The 12,556-nt window shown below is 65.8% G+C and carries 22 protein-coding genes; all 22 read left to right on the forward strand.

All coding sequences use genetic code 11. The annotated features are described in order from the left end of the window. The first annotated feature begins 42 nt into the window (after nt 1–42). The 22 genes from rplN to rplQ all read left to right on the forward strand — a co-directional run bounded on the left by rplN (nt 43) and on the right by rplQ (nt 12,521). Nucleotides 43–414, forward strand: coding sequence for a 50S ribosomal protein L14 (gene rplN, locus FR742_RS42310; RefSeq protein WP_148036785.1), 372 nt, complete (start codon nt 43–45; stop codon nt 412–414). A gap of 8 nt (nt 415–422) precedes the next feature. Then, nucleotides 423–722 carry a 50S ribosomal protein L24 gene (rplX, locus tag FR742_RS42315; RefSeq protein ID WP_219545196.1) on the forward strand — a complete coding sequence of 100 codons (300 nt, stop codon included), beginning with the start codon at nt 423–425 and terminating at the stop codon, nt 720–722. Next, entirely contained in the window at nt 722–1,297 is a 576-nt protein-coding gene (rplE, locus tag FR742_RS42320) for a 50S ribosomal protein L5 (protein WP_148036787.1), read from the forward strand. The genes rplX and rplE overlap by 1 nt, the downstream gene beginning before the upstream one ends. 5 nt (nt 1,298–1,302) lie before the next feature. Continuing rightward, nucleotides 1,303–1,488 (forward strand): type Z 30S ribosomal protein S14, encoded by a 186-nt coding sequence (locus tag FR742_RS42325; RefSeq protein WP_132337023.1) that lies wholly within the window; start codon nt 1,303–1,305, stop codon nt 1,486–1,488. A gap of 186 nt (nt 1,489–1,674) precedes the next feature. Then, a complete protein-coding gene (gene rpsH, locus FR742_RS42330; protein ID WP_148036788.1) occupies nt 1,675–2,073 on the forward strand; it encodes a 30S ribosomal protein S8 in 399 nt (132 codons plus the stop codon). A 16-nt stretch (nt 2,074–2,089) separates the two neighbouring features. Beyond that, entirely contained in the window at nt 2,090–2,632 is a 543-nt protein-coding gene (rplF, locus tag FR742_RS42335; protein ID WP_148036789.1) for a 50S ribosomal protein L6, read from the forward strand. 2 nt (nt 2,633–2,634) lie between these two features. Continuing rightward, a complete protein-coding gene (gene rplR / locus FR742_RS42340; RefSeq protein ID WP_148036790.1) occupies nt 2,635–3,018 on the forward strand; it encodes a 50S ribosomal protein L18 in 384 nt (127 codons plus the stop codon). 25 nt (nt 3,019–3,043) lie between these two features. Beyond that, entirely contained in the window at nt 3,044–3,673 is a 630-nt protein-coding gene (gene rpsE, locus FR742_RS42345) for a 30S ribosomal protein S5 (RefSeq protein ID WP_132509678.1), read from the forward strand. Nucleotides 3,674–3,675: 2 nt separating this feature from the next. Continuing rightward, the gene (gene rpmD, locus FR742_RS42350; protein WP_080043226.1) at nt 3,676–3,858 is read left to right on the forward strand and encodes a 50S ribosomal protein L30; all 183 of its coding nucleotides are present in this window, start codon (nt 3,676–3,678) and stop codon (nt 3,856–3,858) included. Between the two features lie 2 nt (nt 3,859–3,860). Then, nucleotides 3,861–4,316 (forward strand): 50S ribosomal protein L15, encoded by a 456-nt coding sequence (rplO, locus tag FR742_RS42355; protein WP_148036791.1) that lies wholly within the window; start codon nt 3,861–3,863, stop codon nt 4,314–4,316. A 167-nt stretch (nt 4,317–4,483) separates the two neighbouring features. Next, nucleotides 4,484–5,794 carry a preprotein translocase subunit SecY gene (secY, locus tag FR742_RS42360; protein ID WP_148036792.1) on the forward strand — a complete coding sequence of 437 codons (1,311 nt, stop codon included), beginning with the start codon at nt 4,484–4,486 and terminating at the stop codon, nt 5,792–5,794. Next, entirely contained in the window at nt 5,794–6,444 is a 651-nt protein-coding gene (locus FR742_RS42365; protein WP_148036793.1) for an adenylate kinase, read from the forward strand. Before secY ends, FR742_RS42365 begins: the two co-directional genes overlap by 1 nt. Nucleotides 6,445–6,554: 110 nt before the next feature. After that, nucleotides 6,555–7,358 carry a type I methionyl aminopeptidase gene (map, locus tag FR742_RS42370; RefSeq protein ID WP_148036794.1) on the forward strand — a complete coding sequence of 268 codons (804 nt, stop codon included), beginning with the start codon at nt 6,555–6,557 and terminating at the stop codon, nt 7,356–7,358. A gap of 20 nt (nt 7,359–7,378) precedes the next feature. Further along, nucleotides 7,379–7,804 carry a DUF1707 domain-containing protein gene (locus FR742_RS42375; protein WP_148036795.1) on the forward strand — a complete coding sequence of 142 codons (426 nt, stop codon included), beginning with the start codon at nt 7,379–7,381 and terminating at the stop codon, nt 7,802–7,804. Nucleotides 7,805–7,913: 109 nt separating this feature from the next. Beyond that, complete coding sequence (locus FR742_RS42380; protein WP_148036796.1) at nt 7,914–8,327, forward strand: hypothetical protein; 414 nt, start codon at nt 7,914–7,916, stop codon at nt 8,325–8,327. 310 nt (nt 8,328–8,637) lie between these two features. Continuing rightward, nucleotides 8,638–8,859, forward strand: coding sequence for a translation initiation factor IF-1 (infA, locus tag FR742_RS42385; protein WP_012887858.1), 222 nt, complete (start codon nt 8,638–8,640; stop codon nt 8,857–8,859). Nucleotides 8,860–8,882: 23 nt separating this feature from the next. Then, nucleotides 8,883–8,996 carry a 50S ribosomal protein L36 gene (gene rpmJ / locus FR742_RS42390; RefSeq protein ID WP_003956441.1) on the forward strand — a complete coding sequence of 38 codons (114 nt, stop codon included), beginning with the start codon at nt 8,883–8,885 and terminating at the stop codon, nt 8,994–8,996. Nucleotides 8,997–9,214: 218 nt separating this feature from the next. Beyond that, nucleotides 9,215–9,595 (forward strand): 30S ribosomal protein S13, encoded by a 381-nt coding sequence (rpsM, locus tag FR742_RS42395; protein ID WP_148036797.1) that lies wholly within the window; start codon nt 9,215–9,217, stop codon nt 9,593–9,595. A 43-nt stretch (nt 9,596–9,638) separates the two neighbouring features. After that, nucleotides 9,639–10,043 carry a 30S ribosomal protein S11 gene (rpsK, locus tag FR742_RS42400; RefSeq protein WP_020542285.1) on the forward strand — a complete coding sequence of 135 codons (405 nt, stop codon included), beginning with the start codon at nt 9,639–9,641 and terminating at the stop codon, nt 10,041–10,043. A gap of 23 nt (nt 10,044–10,066) precedes the next feature. Further along, entirely contained in the window at nt 10,067–10,693 is a 627-nt protein-coding gene (rpsD, locus tag FR742_RS42405) for a 30S ribosomal protein S4 (RefSeq protein WP_148036798.1), read from the forward strand. Nucleotides 10,694–10,798: 105 nt separating this feature from the next. Beyond that, on the forward strand, nt 10,799–11,815 hold the full coding sequence (locus tag FR742_RS42410; RefSeq protein ID WP_055506403.1) for a DNA-directed RNA polymerase subunit alpha: 1,017 nt from the start codon (nt 10,799–10,801) through the stop codon (nt 11,813–11,815). A gap of 181 nt (nt 11,816–11,996) precedes the next feature. After that, the gene (gene rplQ / locus FR742_RS42415; RefSeq protein ID WP_148036799.1) at nt 11,997–12,521 is read left to right on the forward strand and encodes a 50S ribosomal protein L17; all 525 of its coding nucleotides are present in this window, start codon (nt 11,997–11,999) and stop codon (nt 12,519–12,521) included. Nucleotides 12,522–12,556 lie beyond the last annotated feature (35 nt).

The following is a 12,556-nucleotide window of genomic DNA, read 5'->3' on the forward strand; positions in this document are numbered from 1 at the left end:
CTTGCCTCCGTCCGAGAACCGGCGCGACTAACAGGAGTCAACGTGATCCAGCAGGAGTCGCGGCTCAAGGTCGCCGACAACACGGGTGCCAAGGAGATTCTCTGCATCCGTGTGCTCGGCGGCTCGGGCCGACGCTACGCCGGTATCGGCGACGTCATCGTCGCCACTGTCAAGGACGCCCTCCCGGGCAGCACGGGCGTCAAGAAGGGCGATGTCGTCAGGGCCGTCATCGTCCGCACCGCCAAGGAGCGCCGCCGGCCCGACGGCTCCTACATCCGCTTCGACGAGAACGCCGCCGTCATCATCAAGGACAGCGGCGACCCTCGTGGCACCCGTATCTTCGGCCCGGTCGGCCGTGAGCTGCGCGACAAGAAGTTCATGCGCATCATCTCGCTCGCTCCGGAGGTGCTGTAATGCCGAAGCTGCATGTGAAGAAGGGTGACCTCGTCGCCGTCATCGCCGGCAAGGACAAGGGCGCCAAGGGCCGGATCATCGCCACGCTCCCGCGCGAGGACCGCGTGGTGGTCGAGGGCGTCAACATGATCAAGAAGCACACCAAGGAGACCAACCAGGGTCCGCGTGGCGCCAAGTCTGGCGGCGTGCAGACCATGGAGGCTCCCATCCACGTGAGCAACGTGAAGAAGCTCAAGGACGACAGCCCGAAGGACAAGCCCGCCGACAAGAAGGCCGAGCAGGCCGACGAGACGGGTGAGGACAGCTGATGACTGCTACGACCACCGAGACCGAGCGCCCGACGCCGCGCCTCAAGACGAAGTACCGCGAGGAGATCGCGGCCAAGCTTCGCGAGGAGTTCGGCATCGAGAACGTCATGCAGATCCCCGGCCTGGTGAAGATCAAGGTCAACATGGGTGTCGGCGAGGCGGCCCGCGACTCGAAGCTGATCGAGGGCGCCGTCCGCGACCTGACCGTGATCACCGGCCAGAAGCCGGCCGTCGTCCGGGCCCGCAAGTCCATCGCCCAGTTCAAGCTGCGCGAGGGCATGCCGATCGGCGCGCACGTCACTCTCCGCGGTGACCGCATGTGGGAGTTCCTCGACCGGCTGCTGTCGCTGGCGCTGCCGCGCATCAGGGACTTCCGCGGCCTGTCGCCGAAGCAGTTCGACGGCAACGGCAACTACACGTTCGGCCTGACCGAGCAGGTCATGTTCCACGAGGTCGACCAGGACAAGGTCGACCGGCCCAGGGGCATGGACATCACGGTCGTGACCACCGCGAAGAACGACGACCAGGGCCGGGCGCTGCTCAAGCTTCTCGGCTTCCCCTTCAAGGAGGCCTGATCCAGATGGCGAAGAAGTCGCTGATCGCCAAGGCAGGGCGCAAGCCGAAGTTCCAGGTGCGCGCCTACACCCGCTGCTCGCGCTGCGGGCGTCCGCGCGCCGTCTACCGGAAGTTCGGCCTGTGCCGCGTGTGCTTCCGTGAGATGGCCCACCGGGGCGAGCTGCCTGGCATCACCAAGTCCAGCTGGTAGTTACCCTTGGGGGGCGGCGCGTGAGTCGCCCCCTTCGGGCGACCGCCCGCCGCACATATCTGTAAACATCAAAATCGGGAGCTCTCGCCGAGAGTTCCCATGACCACGCCGAAGGTCCACCGGCAGAGCAGTGCACTCCACTGACACTCGGCCGACTGGAAACCGCGGCGAGGAAGGCCACTGGCCATGACGATGACCGACCCGATCGCAGACATGCTCACACGTCTGCGTAATGCGAACTCGGCTTACCACGACAGCGTGTCGATGCCGTACTCGAAGATCAAGGCGCACATCGCCGAGATCCTCCAGCAGGAGGGCTACATCCAGGCCTGGAGCGTCGAAGACGCCAAGGTCGGCAAGAACCTCGTGGTGGAGCTCAAGTTCGGGCCGAGCCGTGAGCGTTCGCTGGCGGGCCTGCGCCGGGTTTCCAAGCCTGGCCTGCGGGTCTATGCGAAGAAGGACAACCTGCCTCGAGTCCTGGGCGGACTGGGCGTCGCGATCATCTCGACGTCCCACGGTCTCATGACCGACAAGCAGGCCGGCAAGCGTGGTGTGGGCGGGGAAGTCCTCGCCTACGTCTGGTAGAGGGGAGGAACACAGCATGTCACGTATCGGACGGCTGCCCATCCCTGTGCCCAGTGGCGTAGACATCACGATCGACGGCCAGGATGTCCAGGTCAAGGGCCCGAAGGGCACGCTCACTCACACGGTCGCGGAGCCCATCAAGGTGGGCCGCGACGACGACGGCGCCATCCAGGTCTCCCGTCCCAACGACGAGAACAAGGTCCGCGCACTGCACGGGCTGTCGCGGACGCTGATCGCCAACATGGTGCAGGGCGTCACGCAGGGCTACTCCAAGTCCCTGGAGATCGTCGGCGTCGGTTACCGCGTCCAGGCCAAGGGCCCGACGCAGCTGGAGTTCTCGCTGGGCTTCAGCCACCCGGTCATCGTGGACGCCCCCCAGGGCGTCACCTTCCGCGTCGAGAAGCCGACCCTGTTCCACGTGGACGGCATCGACAAGCAGAAGGTCGGCGAGGTCGCCGCCAACATCCGCAAGCTGCGCAAGCCCGACCCGTACAAGGGCAAGGGCGTGCGCTACCAGGGCGAACAGATCCGCCGCAAGGTCGGAAAGGCTGGTAAGTAGGCATGGCTCCGAAGACTGCGTTCGGCAAGCACACGGCTGCCCGCACCGTCTCGCGGGCCCGCCGTCACCGCCGCGTCCGCAAGCAGGTCGTCGGTACGACCCAGCGTCCGCGCCTGGTCGTCAACCGCTCGACCCGCCACATGTTCGTCCAGATCGTGGACGACACCGTCGGCCACACGCTGGTGAGCGCGTCCACCATGGACCCCTCGCTGCGTGCGCTGGAGGCGGACAAGACCGAGAAGGCGAAGAAGGTCGGCGAGCTCCTCGCTCAGCGGGCCAAGGAAGCCGGGATCACCGCTGTCGTGTTCGACCGCGGTGGCAACCGCTACGCCGGCCGCATCGCGGCTCTGGCGGACAGCGCTCGCGAAGGCGGGCTCGAGTTCTGATGGCAACTGAGAAGAGGAACCACTGATGGCTGCAGCTCCGCGTCGCGGTGGCGGCACCGGTGGCGAGCGGCGGGACCGTCGTGACGACCGCCGCGGCGGCGCCGCCGACAAGGGCGTCTCGTACATCGAGCGCGTAGTGAAGATCAACCGAGTGGCCAAGGTCGTGAAGGGTGGTCGTCGCTTCAGCTTCACCGCCCTCGTCGTCGTCGGCGACGGCAACGGCATGGTCGGCGTCGGCTATGGCAAGGCCAAGGAAGTCCCGGCCGCCATCGCCAAGGGCGTCGAAGAGGCGAAGAAGCACTTCTTCAAGGTGCCTCGGATCCAGGGCACGATCCCGCACACGGTGCAGGGCGAGGAGGCGGCCGGTGTCGTCTTCCTGCGGCCGGCGTCCGCCGGTACCGGCGTCATCGCCGGTGGCCCGGTGCGCGCGGTCCTGGAGTGCGCCGGCATCCACGACGTGCTGTCGAAGTCGCTCGGCTCCGACAACCCGATCAACATCGTGCACGCCACCGTGGCGGCTCTGAAGGGCCTTTCCCGGCCCGAGGAGATCGCCGCCCGTCGTGGCCTGCCGATCGAGGACGTGGCTCCGGCTCGCATGCTCAAGGCCCAGCGCGAGGGTATCGCCGAGGCCGCGGCAGCGAAGGCGGTGAGCTAGTCGTGGCACGCCTGAAGATCACTCAGGTTCGCTCGAAGATCGGTGGCAAGCAGAACCAGCGTGACTCGCTGCGTTCGCTTGGCCTGAAGCGGATCGGCGACGTCGTCGTCAAGGAGGACAGGCCCGAGATTCGCGGCATGGTCTCCGTGGTGACGCACCTCGTCGAGGTGGAAGAGGTCGACTAGTCATGACTGACAAGGCTCCGCTCAAGATTCACGACCTGCGTCCTGCTCCTGGTGCCAACAAGCCGAAGACCCGCAAGGGCCGCGGCGAGGCGTCGAAGGGCAAGACCGCCGGTCGCGGCACCAAGGGCAGTCGCGCCCGCACGACCGTCCCCCTCGGTTTCGAGGGTGGTCAGGTGCCGCTGCAGAGGCGTCTGCCGAAGCTCAAGGGCTTCTCCAACGCCCTGTTCAAGACGACCTACCAGGTCGTCAACCTGGACAAGCTCGGTGAGCTGTTCCCCGAGGGTGGCGACGTCACCGTCGAGGCGCTGGTGGCCAAGGGCGCTGTCCGCAAGAACCAGCCGGTCAAGGTGCTGGGCACCGGGGAGATCTCGGTCGCGGTGAACGTGCAGGCGCATGCCTTCTCGAACACCGCGAAGGAGAAGATCGCCGCTGCCGGTGGCTCCGTGACCGAGCTGTAAGAGCAATTACGAGGCGTGGGGGCTCTGACAATGGGCCCCCACGCCCGTAGTGCGTTAGAGTTCGCGAGACGGCAGGATTCTGTCCTGCTCGATTGACCTGAGACTCAGATGGCAGACCCCCGCTCCATCGCATACTCACATCGCCTTATAGGCGCGCAGGAGGGACCGTGCTGACCGCGTTTACCCGGGCGTTCCGGACGCCGGACCTGCGCAAGAAGTTGCTCTTCACCCTGGGCATCATCGCGCTGTTCCGTCTCGGCTCGGTTCTTCCGACTCCGGGCGTTCACGTTCAGAATCTGGCGGCCTGCTTCGACCAGGCCCGTGAAGGCGCCAACGGAAACATCTACGGAATGGTGCAGCTGTTCAGCGGCGGCGCCCTTCTGAAACTTTCGGTGTTCGCTCTCGGCATCATGCCGTACATCACCGCGAGCATCATCCTGCAGCTGCTGGTGGTCGTGATCCCACGACTGGAAGCGCTGAAGAAGGAGGGCCAGTCAGGCCAGACGAAGATCACTCAGTACACCCGTTACCTGACCGTCGGTCTCGGTGTCCTGCAGTCGACCGCCTTCATCGCCCTGGCCCGCTCCGGTCAGCTGTTCCCGAACTGCCAGTCGAACGTGCTCATCAACCCCGACAACGTCTTCCAGATCGTGACCATGGTCCTCATCATGACCGCCGGCACGTCTGTGATCATGTGGCTGGGCGAGCTCATCACCGACCGCGGTGTCGGCAACGGCATGTCCGTGCTGATCTTCGCCTCGGTCGTCGCCATCTTCCCGTCGGAGATGGCCAACATCTTCCAGGCGAACAAGTTCACCTTCGCGGCCGTGCTCGTGATCGGTGTGTTCATCGTCGCCGCGGTCGTCTTCGTCGAGCAGGCGCAGCGCCGCATCCCGGTGCAGTACGCCAAGCGGATGGTCGGGCGCCGCATGTACGGCGGGACGTCCACCTACATCCCGCTGAAGGTCAACCAGGCCGGCATCATCCCGCTCATCTTCGCGTCCTCGCTGCTCTACCTGCCGCAGCTGGTCGTCTCGCTGTTCGCGAACGCGGAGGAGCCCAACACGGTCGTGCAGTGGATCTCGCAGAACCTCGCCACCGGCGACACGCCGATCTACATGGTGACGTTCTTCCTCCTGATCGTGTTCTTCACCTACTTCTACGTGTCCATCACCTTCAACCCCACTGAAGTGGCCGACAACATGAAGAAGTACGGTGGGTTCATTCCGGGCATCCGTCCGGGGAGGCCTACGGCCGAGTACCTCAACTTCGTGCTCAACCGTCTGACCACCCCCGGTGCGCTCTATCTGGGTCTGATCTCCATGATCCCGATTTTCGCGCTCGCGGTGTCCGGAGCGAGCCAGAACTTCCCGTTCGGAGGTGCGACCATTCTGATCATGGTTGGTGTCGGTCTGGACACGGTCAAGCAAATCGAGAGCCAGCTGCAGCAGCGTAATTACGAAGGCTTCCTGCGGTAGTGCGTCTCGTTCTAGTCGGGCCCCCTGGAGCGGGTAAAGGGACTCAGGCCCAGTTCATCGCATCTAACCTGTCCATCCCGAAGATTTCGACAGGTGACATCTTCCGTGCCAACGTCTCCGGGGGCACGGAGCTCGGCAAACTCGCCAAAACCTACATGGATCGTGGCGACCTGGTGCCCGACGAGGTCACCATCGCCATGGTCCGTGACCGCCTCTCGGAGGACGACGCGCAGGACGGGTTCCTGCTCGACGGCTTTCCGCGCAACGTGCCCCAGGCCGAGATTCTCAAGAAGATGCTCGCCGACTGGGGCCAGGGTCTCGACCTGGTGCTGGAGCTCGTGGTCGACGACGACGAGGTGGTCAGGCGGCTGGCGGGCCGGCGCACGTGCAGCCAGTGCGGGCGCATCTGGCATGTGGAGTTCGACGACAAGCAGGACGACTTGTGCGATGCCTGCGGTGGCACGCTGTTCCAGCGTGATGACGACAAAGAGGAGACCGTCAGGCACCGCCTGGAGGTCTATCAGGAGCAGACCGCTCCGCTGATCAACTTCTACGCCGACGAAGGCATCCTGGTCGGCGTGGACGCCACGGGCCCGGTCGAGGAGGTCACCCAGCGAGCCATGGACGCGATCCGTCCTTTCCTGGGGTAGCACCGCAGACCATTCGCGGAGGTGGCACGGTTGTCCGTGCCACCTCGCGGCTATTGTGGGGGGGAATTGGGCTCCCATGTTGCCCGTTGAAGCCCTTGGGGGTGCCGTACGTGTTCAAACGAAACAAGCATGGAATTCAGGTCAAGTCCGCTGAGCAGCTGGAAAAGATGCGCGCTGCCGGCCTGGTGGTCGGGCGCACACTCGAACTGCTGAAGCGGTCGGTCGAGCCGGGTATGACCCCGCTCGACCTGGATGTCATCGCCGAGAAGGCGATCAGGGACGAGGGCGCTATCCCGTCCTTCAAGGGCTACCAGGGCTTCCCCGCGACGATCTGCGCGTCGGTGAACAACGAGGTGGTCCACGGGATCCCCACCGAGGCGCGCAAGCTGCGCGAGGGCGACATCATCTCGATCGACTGCGGCGCCATCCTCGACGGCTGGCACGGCGACTCGGCCGTCACGGTCCCGGTGGGCGAGGTGGAGCCGAAGCTGCTGGAGCTGATCCGCATCACCGAGGAGGCGATGTGGGCCGGCATCAGGACGCTCAGCCCCGGCCGCCATCTCTCCGACATCGGCCACGCGATCGAGCGGTACGTCAAGTCGCAGGGCAGGTTCGGCATCCCGCCTGAGTACGGCGGCCATGGCATCGGCACCGAGATGCACATGGACCCGTGGATCGCCAACCACGGCAAGGCCGGCCGCGGCCCGGTCATGGAGGCCGGCATGTGCCTGGCCATCGAGCCCATGGTCAACCTGGGTTCGGAGCGCACCCGCGTGCTGGGCGACGACTGGACCGTGGTGACCGTCGACGGCAAGCCGTCCGCGCACTTCGAACACAGCGTCGCGGTGACACATAATGGTCCTTGGGTGCTCACTGCTCTTGATGGGGGCAAAGAGCGCCTTTCGCAGCCGTAGACCCGAGCCCGGGAGTGGGAATGGCGCAGAGCCCCGAGATGCGCGCGTCCGACGTCGACCGTGACCGGGTGGCAGCCCTGCTGCGCGAGCACACCGCACAGGGCCGCATCACCATGGACGAGTTCAACGAGCGGCTGGAGGAGCTCTACAAGAGCAGGACCTACGGCGACCTGGCCAAGCTGACCGCCGACCTGCCCGACGTCGACCTGCGCAACCTCCCCGCCAAGATCTCTCAACAGGAGGTCCCCGCCCGCCGCATGCATCCCGGGATGATGGCCGCCTGGAGCGCGTGGGCCGCCGCCAGCTCGATCAACTGGGTCATCTGGCTCATCGTCAGCGTCACGTCGGGTGACTTCGTCTACCCGTGGCCGCTGTGGGTGATGGGTCCCTGGGGCGCGATTCTGCTGGTGAGCACGATTTTCGGAGACGGCAAGCAGCGGAAGTAGACGCCTCCATCTGTGCACTAGTGCGCTCTGCGTATTCGTCCACAGAACGAAACCGCGCGAATTCCTAACGTGAACGGTGTCGAGAAACACCACTCACGGAGGAAACGAAATGCGCAAGGTCTTTGCGGCAGCCGCTCTCGCCGGTTCGATGGCCCTCACCGGTCTCGCCCTCGCTCCCGCCGCCCAGGCGGCCTCGGCGCCGGCCACCACGCAGGCGGCCTCCGCCACCGCCGGCACGTGGGGCAAGTACTACTCCAGCAACAGGAAGGCCTACACCTACGGCCAGACCTGGAAGTCGGGCGGCAAGGTCCACACGAAGTGGTACGGCAAGGAGTCCACGTCCAAGCACGGCTACGTCTGGTTCCGCTACGAGTACAAGAGCGGCAAGATCGGCAAGCACTTCTACCGCTGGAACGGCTCCCACAAGCACATCTGGAGCAAGCGGGACATCAAGAAGCTCTACACCTACACCTGCTGGGGCGGCCCCACCAAGCACTGCGGCGCCGTGCACCGCATCTACTGACCGTGAGCCCAGGAAGGCCCGCCGCTCCCCGGCGGGCCTTCCGTCGTGCCGGGGGTCATCACGTACGGGCGCGCGGGGGGAAGACGGCCCGAGGCGGTAGGAGGGTCGGGTAGACTGGCGAGTGGTTGTGTCGGGACATCTGGCACGCGTTTTCGCGTTTTCCGCCATGGTGCCGTACACTTCTTTGTCGGCTCACTAAGACTGTCACGCGTCGGCGGCCCTTGCCGGTCGCCGCTCTCTCCGAAGCGTGAGGTCGCGGCTGCTAGTGAACCGGAGCCTCAGACGATCGATCAGTGAAACGCGAGGGATTTTGGCCAAGAAAGACGGCGCCATCGAGATCGAGGGCACTGTGGTTGAGTCGCTCCCGAACGCCATGTTCCGGGTGCAGCTCGACAACGGCCATAAGGTCCTGGCCCACATCAGCGGACGGATGCGGATGCACTACATCCGGATTCTGCCGGACGACCGGGTAGTCGTGGAACTGAGCCCCTATGACCTCAGTCGTGGGCGGATCGTCTACCGATACAAATAAGACGTCTGAGGACATAAAGGACAATGAAGGTAAAGCCGAGCGTCAAGAAGATCTGCGACAAGTGCAAGGTTATTCGCCGGCACGGTCGCGTCATGGTGATCTGCGACAACCTGCGCCACAAGCAGCGCCAGGGCTAGTCGCCGCAAGGCTTCTCCGAGTCCGCCCCGATCAGGGTGCGGGCTCGACGCATGAGAAGTCTGCAACGTAAGCGCGTGTCACACCCGGGCAGGCAGGTCTCGTCAGAGACTTGGACCACTCGGGAGACCCCCGGTCGGAGGCCGGGGCCCTCCACCCCGGGCATGGGGAGGGGAAGTGGCGCGCAAGACCTCCGCCACAACGAAGGAGAATGCCCGCCATGGCTCGCCTGGTTGGCGTCGACCTCCCCCGCGACAAGCGGCTGGAGATCGCTCTCACCTACATCTACGGCATCGGCCGCACCCGCGCCCAGGAGATTCTCCAGGCCACCGGTGTGAGCCCCGACCTGCGTGTGCACCAGCTCTCCGACCAAGAGCTCGTCCCGATGCGTGACTACATCGAGGCGAACTTCAAGATCGAGGGTGACCTGCGCCGCGAGGTCCAGGCCGACATCCGTCGCAAGATCGAAATCGGTTGCTACCAGGGCATTCGGCACCGCAAGGGCCTGCCCGTCCACGGTCAGCGCACGCAGACCAACGCGCGCACCCGCAAGGGCAAGAAGAAGACCGTGGCCGGCAAGAAGAAGCCTGGCAAGAAGTAGTCCACAGCCGCGGACCGAAGACCTCAGGAGTTGAAGGCAAGCAATGCCTCCTAAGAGCCGTCAGGGCGCGCCGAAGAAGGTGCGCCGCAAGGAAAAGAAGAACGTCGCTCACGGGCACGCCCACATCAAGAGCACGTTCAACAACACGATCGTCTCGATCACCGACCCCAACGGGAACGTGATCTCCTGGGCCAGCGCGGGCCACGTGGGTTTCAAGGGCTCCCGTAAGTCCACCCCGTTCGCCGCTCAGATGGCCGCCGAGAACGCCGCCCGCCGCGCCATGGAGCACGGCATGCGCAAGGTCGACGTCTTCGTGAAGGGTCCCGGCTCCGGCCGTGAGACCGCGATCCGCTCCCTCCAGGCCACCGGCCTCGAGGTGGGTTCGATCCAGGACGTCACCCCGGTTCCGCACAACGGTTGCCGGCCGCCGAAGCGCCGCCGCGTCTGAATTAGCCCAGGAGATACAGAGAAATGGCTCGTTACACGGGCGCGGACTGCAAGCTCTGCCGCCGGGAGAAGACCAAGCTCTTCCTCAAGGGCAGCAAGTGTGAGTCCGCCAAGTGCCCCATCGAGATCCGTCCTTACCCGCCGGGTGAGCACGGCCGCGGACGCCCCAAGGAGTCCGAGTACCAGCTTCAGCTTCGCGAGAAGCAGAAGACCCGCCGCATCTACGGCGTCCTCGAGAAGCAGTTCCGCAACTACTACGAGGAAGCCGCCGGCAAGAGCGGCAAGTCGGGCGAGAACCTCCTCCAGATCCTGGAGAGCCGCCTCGACAACGTCGTCTACCGCGCCGGTTTCGCGCAGTCGCGCGACGCCGCCCGCCAGCAGGTCCGCCACGGCCACGTCATGGTCAACGGCAAGAAGGTGGACATCCCGTCCTACCGCGTTCGTGAGCACGACATCGTCGAGGTGCGCGAGACCAAGCGCAACCTGATGCCGTACGAGGTCGCCCGCGCCACCGCCGGCGAGCGCACGGTCCCGGCCTGGCTGGGCGTCGTGCCCGACAAGCTCCGCATCCTGGTGCACCAGCTGCCCGTCCGGCAGCAGATCGACACCCAGGTGCAGGAGCAGCTGATCGTCGAGTACTACTCGAAGTAGTCACTCGCCTTCCTGGTTCTCGTACGGATCCCGTACGAGAACTAGGCTGTTTCATCGGGGTGGCGTCATATAGCGGGCGCCACACGAAAAAGGGGAGACCCGCACATGCTGATCGCTCAGCGCCCGACTCTTCTCGAAGAGTCCATCGACGAGACGCGCTCCCGGTTCGTGATCGAGCCGCTGGAGCCGGGCTTCGGTTACACCATCGGCAACTCGCTCCGCCGCACGCTGCTGTCGTCCATCCCGGGCGCGGCCGTGACGAGCATCCGGATCGAGGGAGTGCTGCACGAGTTCTCGACCGTTCCCGGGGTCAAGGAAGACGTCACCGACATCATCCTCAACCTCAAGGAGCTCGTCGTCTCCTCCGAGCACGACGAGCCGGTCGTGATGTACCTGCGCAAGCAGGGCCCGGGTGAGGTCACCGCCGCCGACATCGCGCCGCCCGCCGGTGTCGAGGTGCACAACCCCGAGCTGCGCATCGCCACGCTCAACAGCAAGGCGAAGCTCGAGATGGAGCTGACGGTCGAGCGCGGCCGCGGCTACGTCTCCGCCGCGCAGAACAAGCAGCCCGGCCAGGAGATCGGCCGCATCCCGATCGACTCCATCTACTCGCCGGTTCTCAAGGTCACCTACAAGGTCGAGGCGACCCGAGTCGAGCAGCGCACCGACTTCGACCGCCTCATCCTCGACGTCGAGACCAAGCCGGCCATGAAGCCCCGCGACGCGGTGGCCTCCGCCGGTAAGACCCTCGTCGAGCTCTTCGGCCTGGCCCGCGAGCTCAACGTCGAGGCCGAGGGCATCGACATCGGCCCGTCGCCGACCGACGCCGCCCTGGCCGCCGACCTGGCGCTGCCGATCGAGGAGCTCAACCTCACCGTCCGCTCGTACAACTGCCTCAAGCGCGAGGGCATCCACACCGTGGGCGAGCTGGTCGCGCGGAGCGAGCAGGACCTGCTCGACATCCGCAACTTCGGCGCCAAGTCGATAGAGGAAGTCAAGCAGAAGCTGCACGAGATGTCGCTGGCGCTCAAGGACTCCCCGCCCGGGTTCGACCCGAGCGCGGTGGCCGGCGGCGGCTACGACGACGACGACAGCGCGTACGTCGAGACCGAGCAGTACTGACCCGCGCGGGGTCCCTCGCTGGGGCCCTTCGCGGTTGGCGGGAATCACGGATGGTTTCCGTTGAGGGCGCGCCGGCGGATCTCGCCGGCGCGGCCTTCGCATCGCGGCAGGCCGCTGGTGGCCTTCCGCCCGACCCCGGTACCTGGCACGGCCGGGGCGGTTAACTCACAAGGAGAGAGCAATGCCCAAGCCCACCAAGGGCCGACGTCTTGGCGGCAGCCCGGCGCACGAGCGGCTGATCCTGGCCAACCTGGCCACCGATCTGTTCCGCCACGGCCGGATCCGCACCACGGTCACCAAGGCCAAGCGTCTTCGCCCGCTGGCGGAGCGCCTGATCACCAAGGCGAAGAAGGGCGACATCCACAACCGTCGCCAGGTGCTCACGGTCGTCAAGGACAAGGGCGTCGTCCACCACCTCTTCACGGAGATCGCGACGACGTTCGCCGAGCGTCCCGGCGGTTACACCCGCATCACCAAGATCGGCGCGCGTAAGGGCGACAACGCCCCGATGGCCGTCATCGAGCTGGTGAGCGAGCCGCTGAACACGGTCACGCGCACCGCCGCCCCGGCTGCTCCGGCCGCTCCCGCGGAGGAGCCTGCCGAGGCGAAGGCCGAGGAGAGCGCCGAAGTCTCCGCCGAGGCCAAGGGCGACGAGGCCGCCGAGGGTGCCGCCGAGGCGCCCGAGGCGAAGAAGGACGAGGCCTGAGACATCAGGCTTGACGGGCCCGGACCTCCTCATCG

Origin of the sequence: Nonomuraea sp. C10, assembly GCF_008017515.1 — a bacterium.
Taxonomy (GTDB): Bacteria; Actinomycetota; Actinomycetes; order Streptosporangiales; family Streptosporangiaceae; genus Nonomuraea; species Nonomuraea ferruginea.

Coding starts and splice junctions, on each gene's coding strand:
- rpsH (WP_148036788.1), top strand. CDS start 1,675: ATGACGATGACCGACCCGATCGCAGACATGCTCACACGTCTGCGTAAT.
- rpsM (WP_148036797.1), top strand. CDS start 9,215: ATGGCTCGCCTGGTTGGCGTCGACCTCCCCCGCGACAAGCGGCTGGAG.
- rpsD (WP_148036798.1), top strand. CDS start 10,067: ATGGCTCGTTACACGGGCGCGGACTGCAAGCTCTGCCGCCGGGAGAAG.
- rplE (WP_148036787.1), top strand. CDS start 722: ATGACTGCTACGACCACCGAGACCGAGCGCCCGACGCCGCGCCTCAAG.
- FR742_RS42380 (WP_148036796.1), top strand. CDS start 7,914: ATGCGCAAGGTCTTTGCGGCAGCCGCTCTCGCCGGTTCGATGGCCCTC.
- FR742_RS42410 (WP_055506403.1), top strand. CDS start 10,799: ATGCTGATCGCTCAGCGCCCGACTCTTCTCGAAGAGTCCATCGACGAG.
- rpsE (WP_132509678.1), top strand. CDS start 3,044: ATGGCTGCAGCTCCGCGTCGCGGTGGCGGCACCGGTGGCGAGCGGCGG.
- FR742_RS42375 (WP_148036795.1), top strand. CDS start 7,379: ATGGCGCAGAGCCCCGAGATGCGCGCGTCCGACGTCGACCGTGACCGG.
- FR742_RS42325 (WP_132337023.1), top strand. CDS start 1,303: ATGGCGAAGAAGTCGCTGATCGCCAAGGCAGGGCGCAAGCCGAAGTTC.
- rplQ (WP_148036799.1), top strand. CDS start 11,997: ATGCCCAAGCCCACCAAGGGCCGACGTCTTGGCGGCAGCCCGGCGCAC.
- rplF (WP_148036789.1), top strand. CDS start 2,090: ATGTCACGTATCGGACGGCTGCCCATCCCTGTGCCCAGTGGCGTAGAC.
- rpsK (WP_020542285.1), top strand. CDS start 9,639: ATGCCTCCTAAGAGCCGTCAGGGCGCGCCGAAGAAGGTGCGCCGCAAG.
- rpmJ (WP_003956441.1), top strand. CDS start 8,883: ATGAAGGTAAAGCCGAGCGTCAAGAAGATCTGCGACAAGTGCAAGGTT.
- rplR (WP_148036790.1), top strand. CDS start 2,635: ATGGCTCCGAAGACTGCGTTCGGCAAGCACACGGCTGCCCGCACCGTC.
- rplO (WP_148036791.1), top strand. CDS start 3,861: ATGACTGACAAGGCTCCGCTCAAGATTCACGACCTGCGTCCTGCTCCT.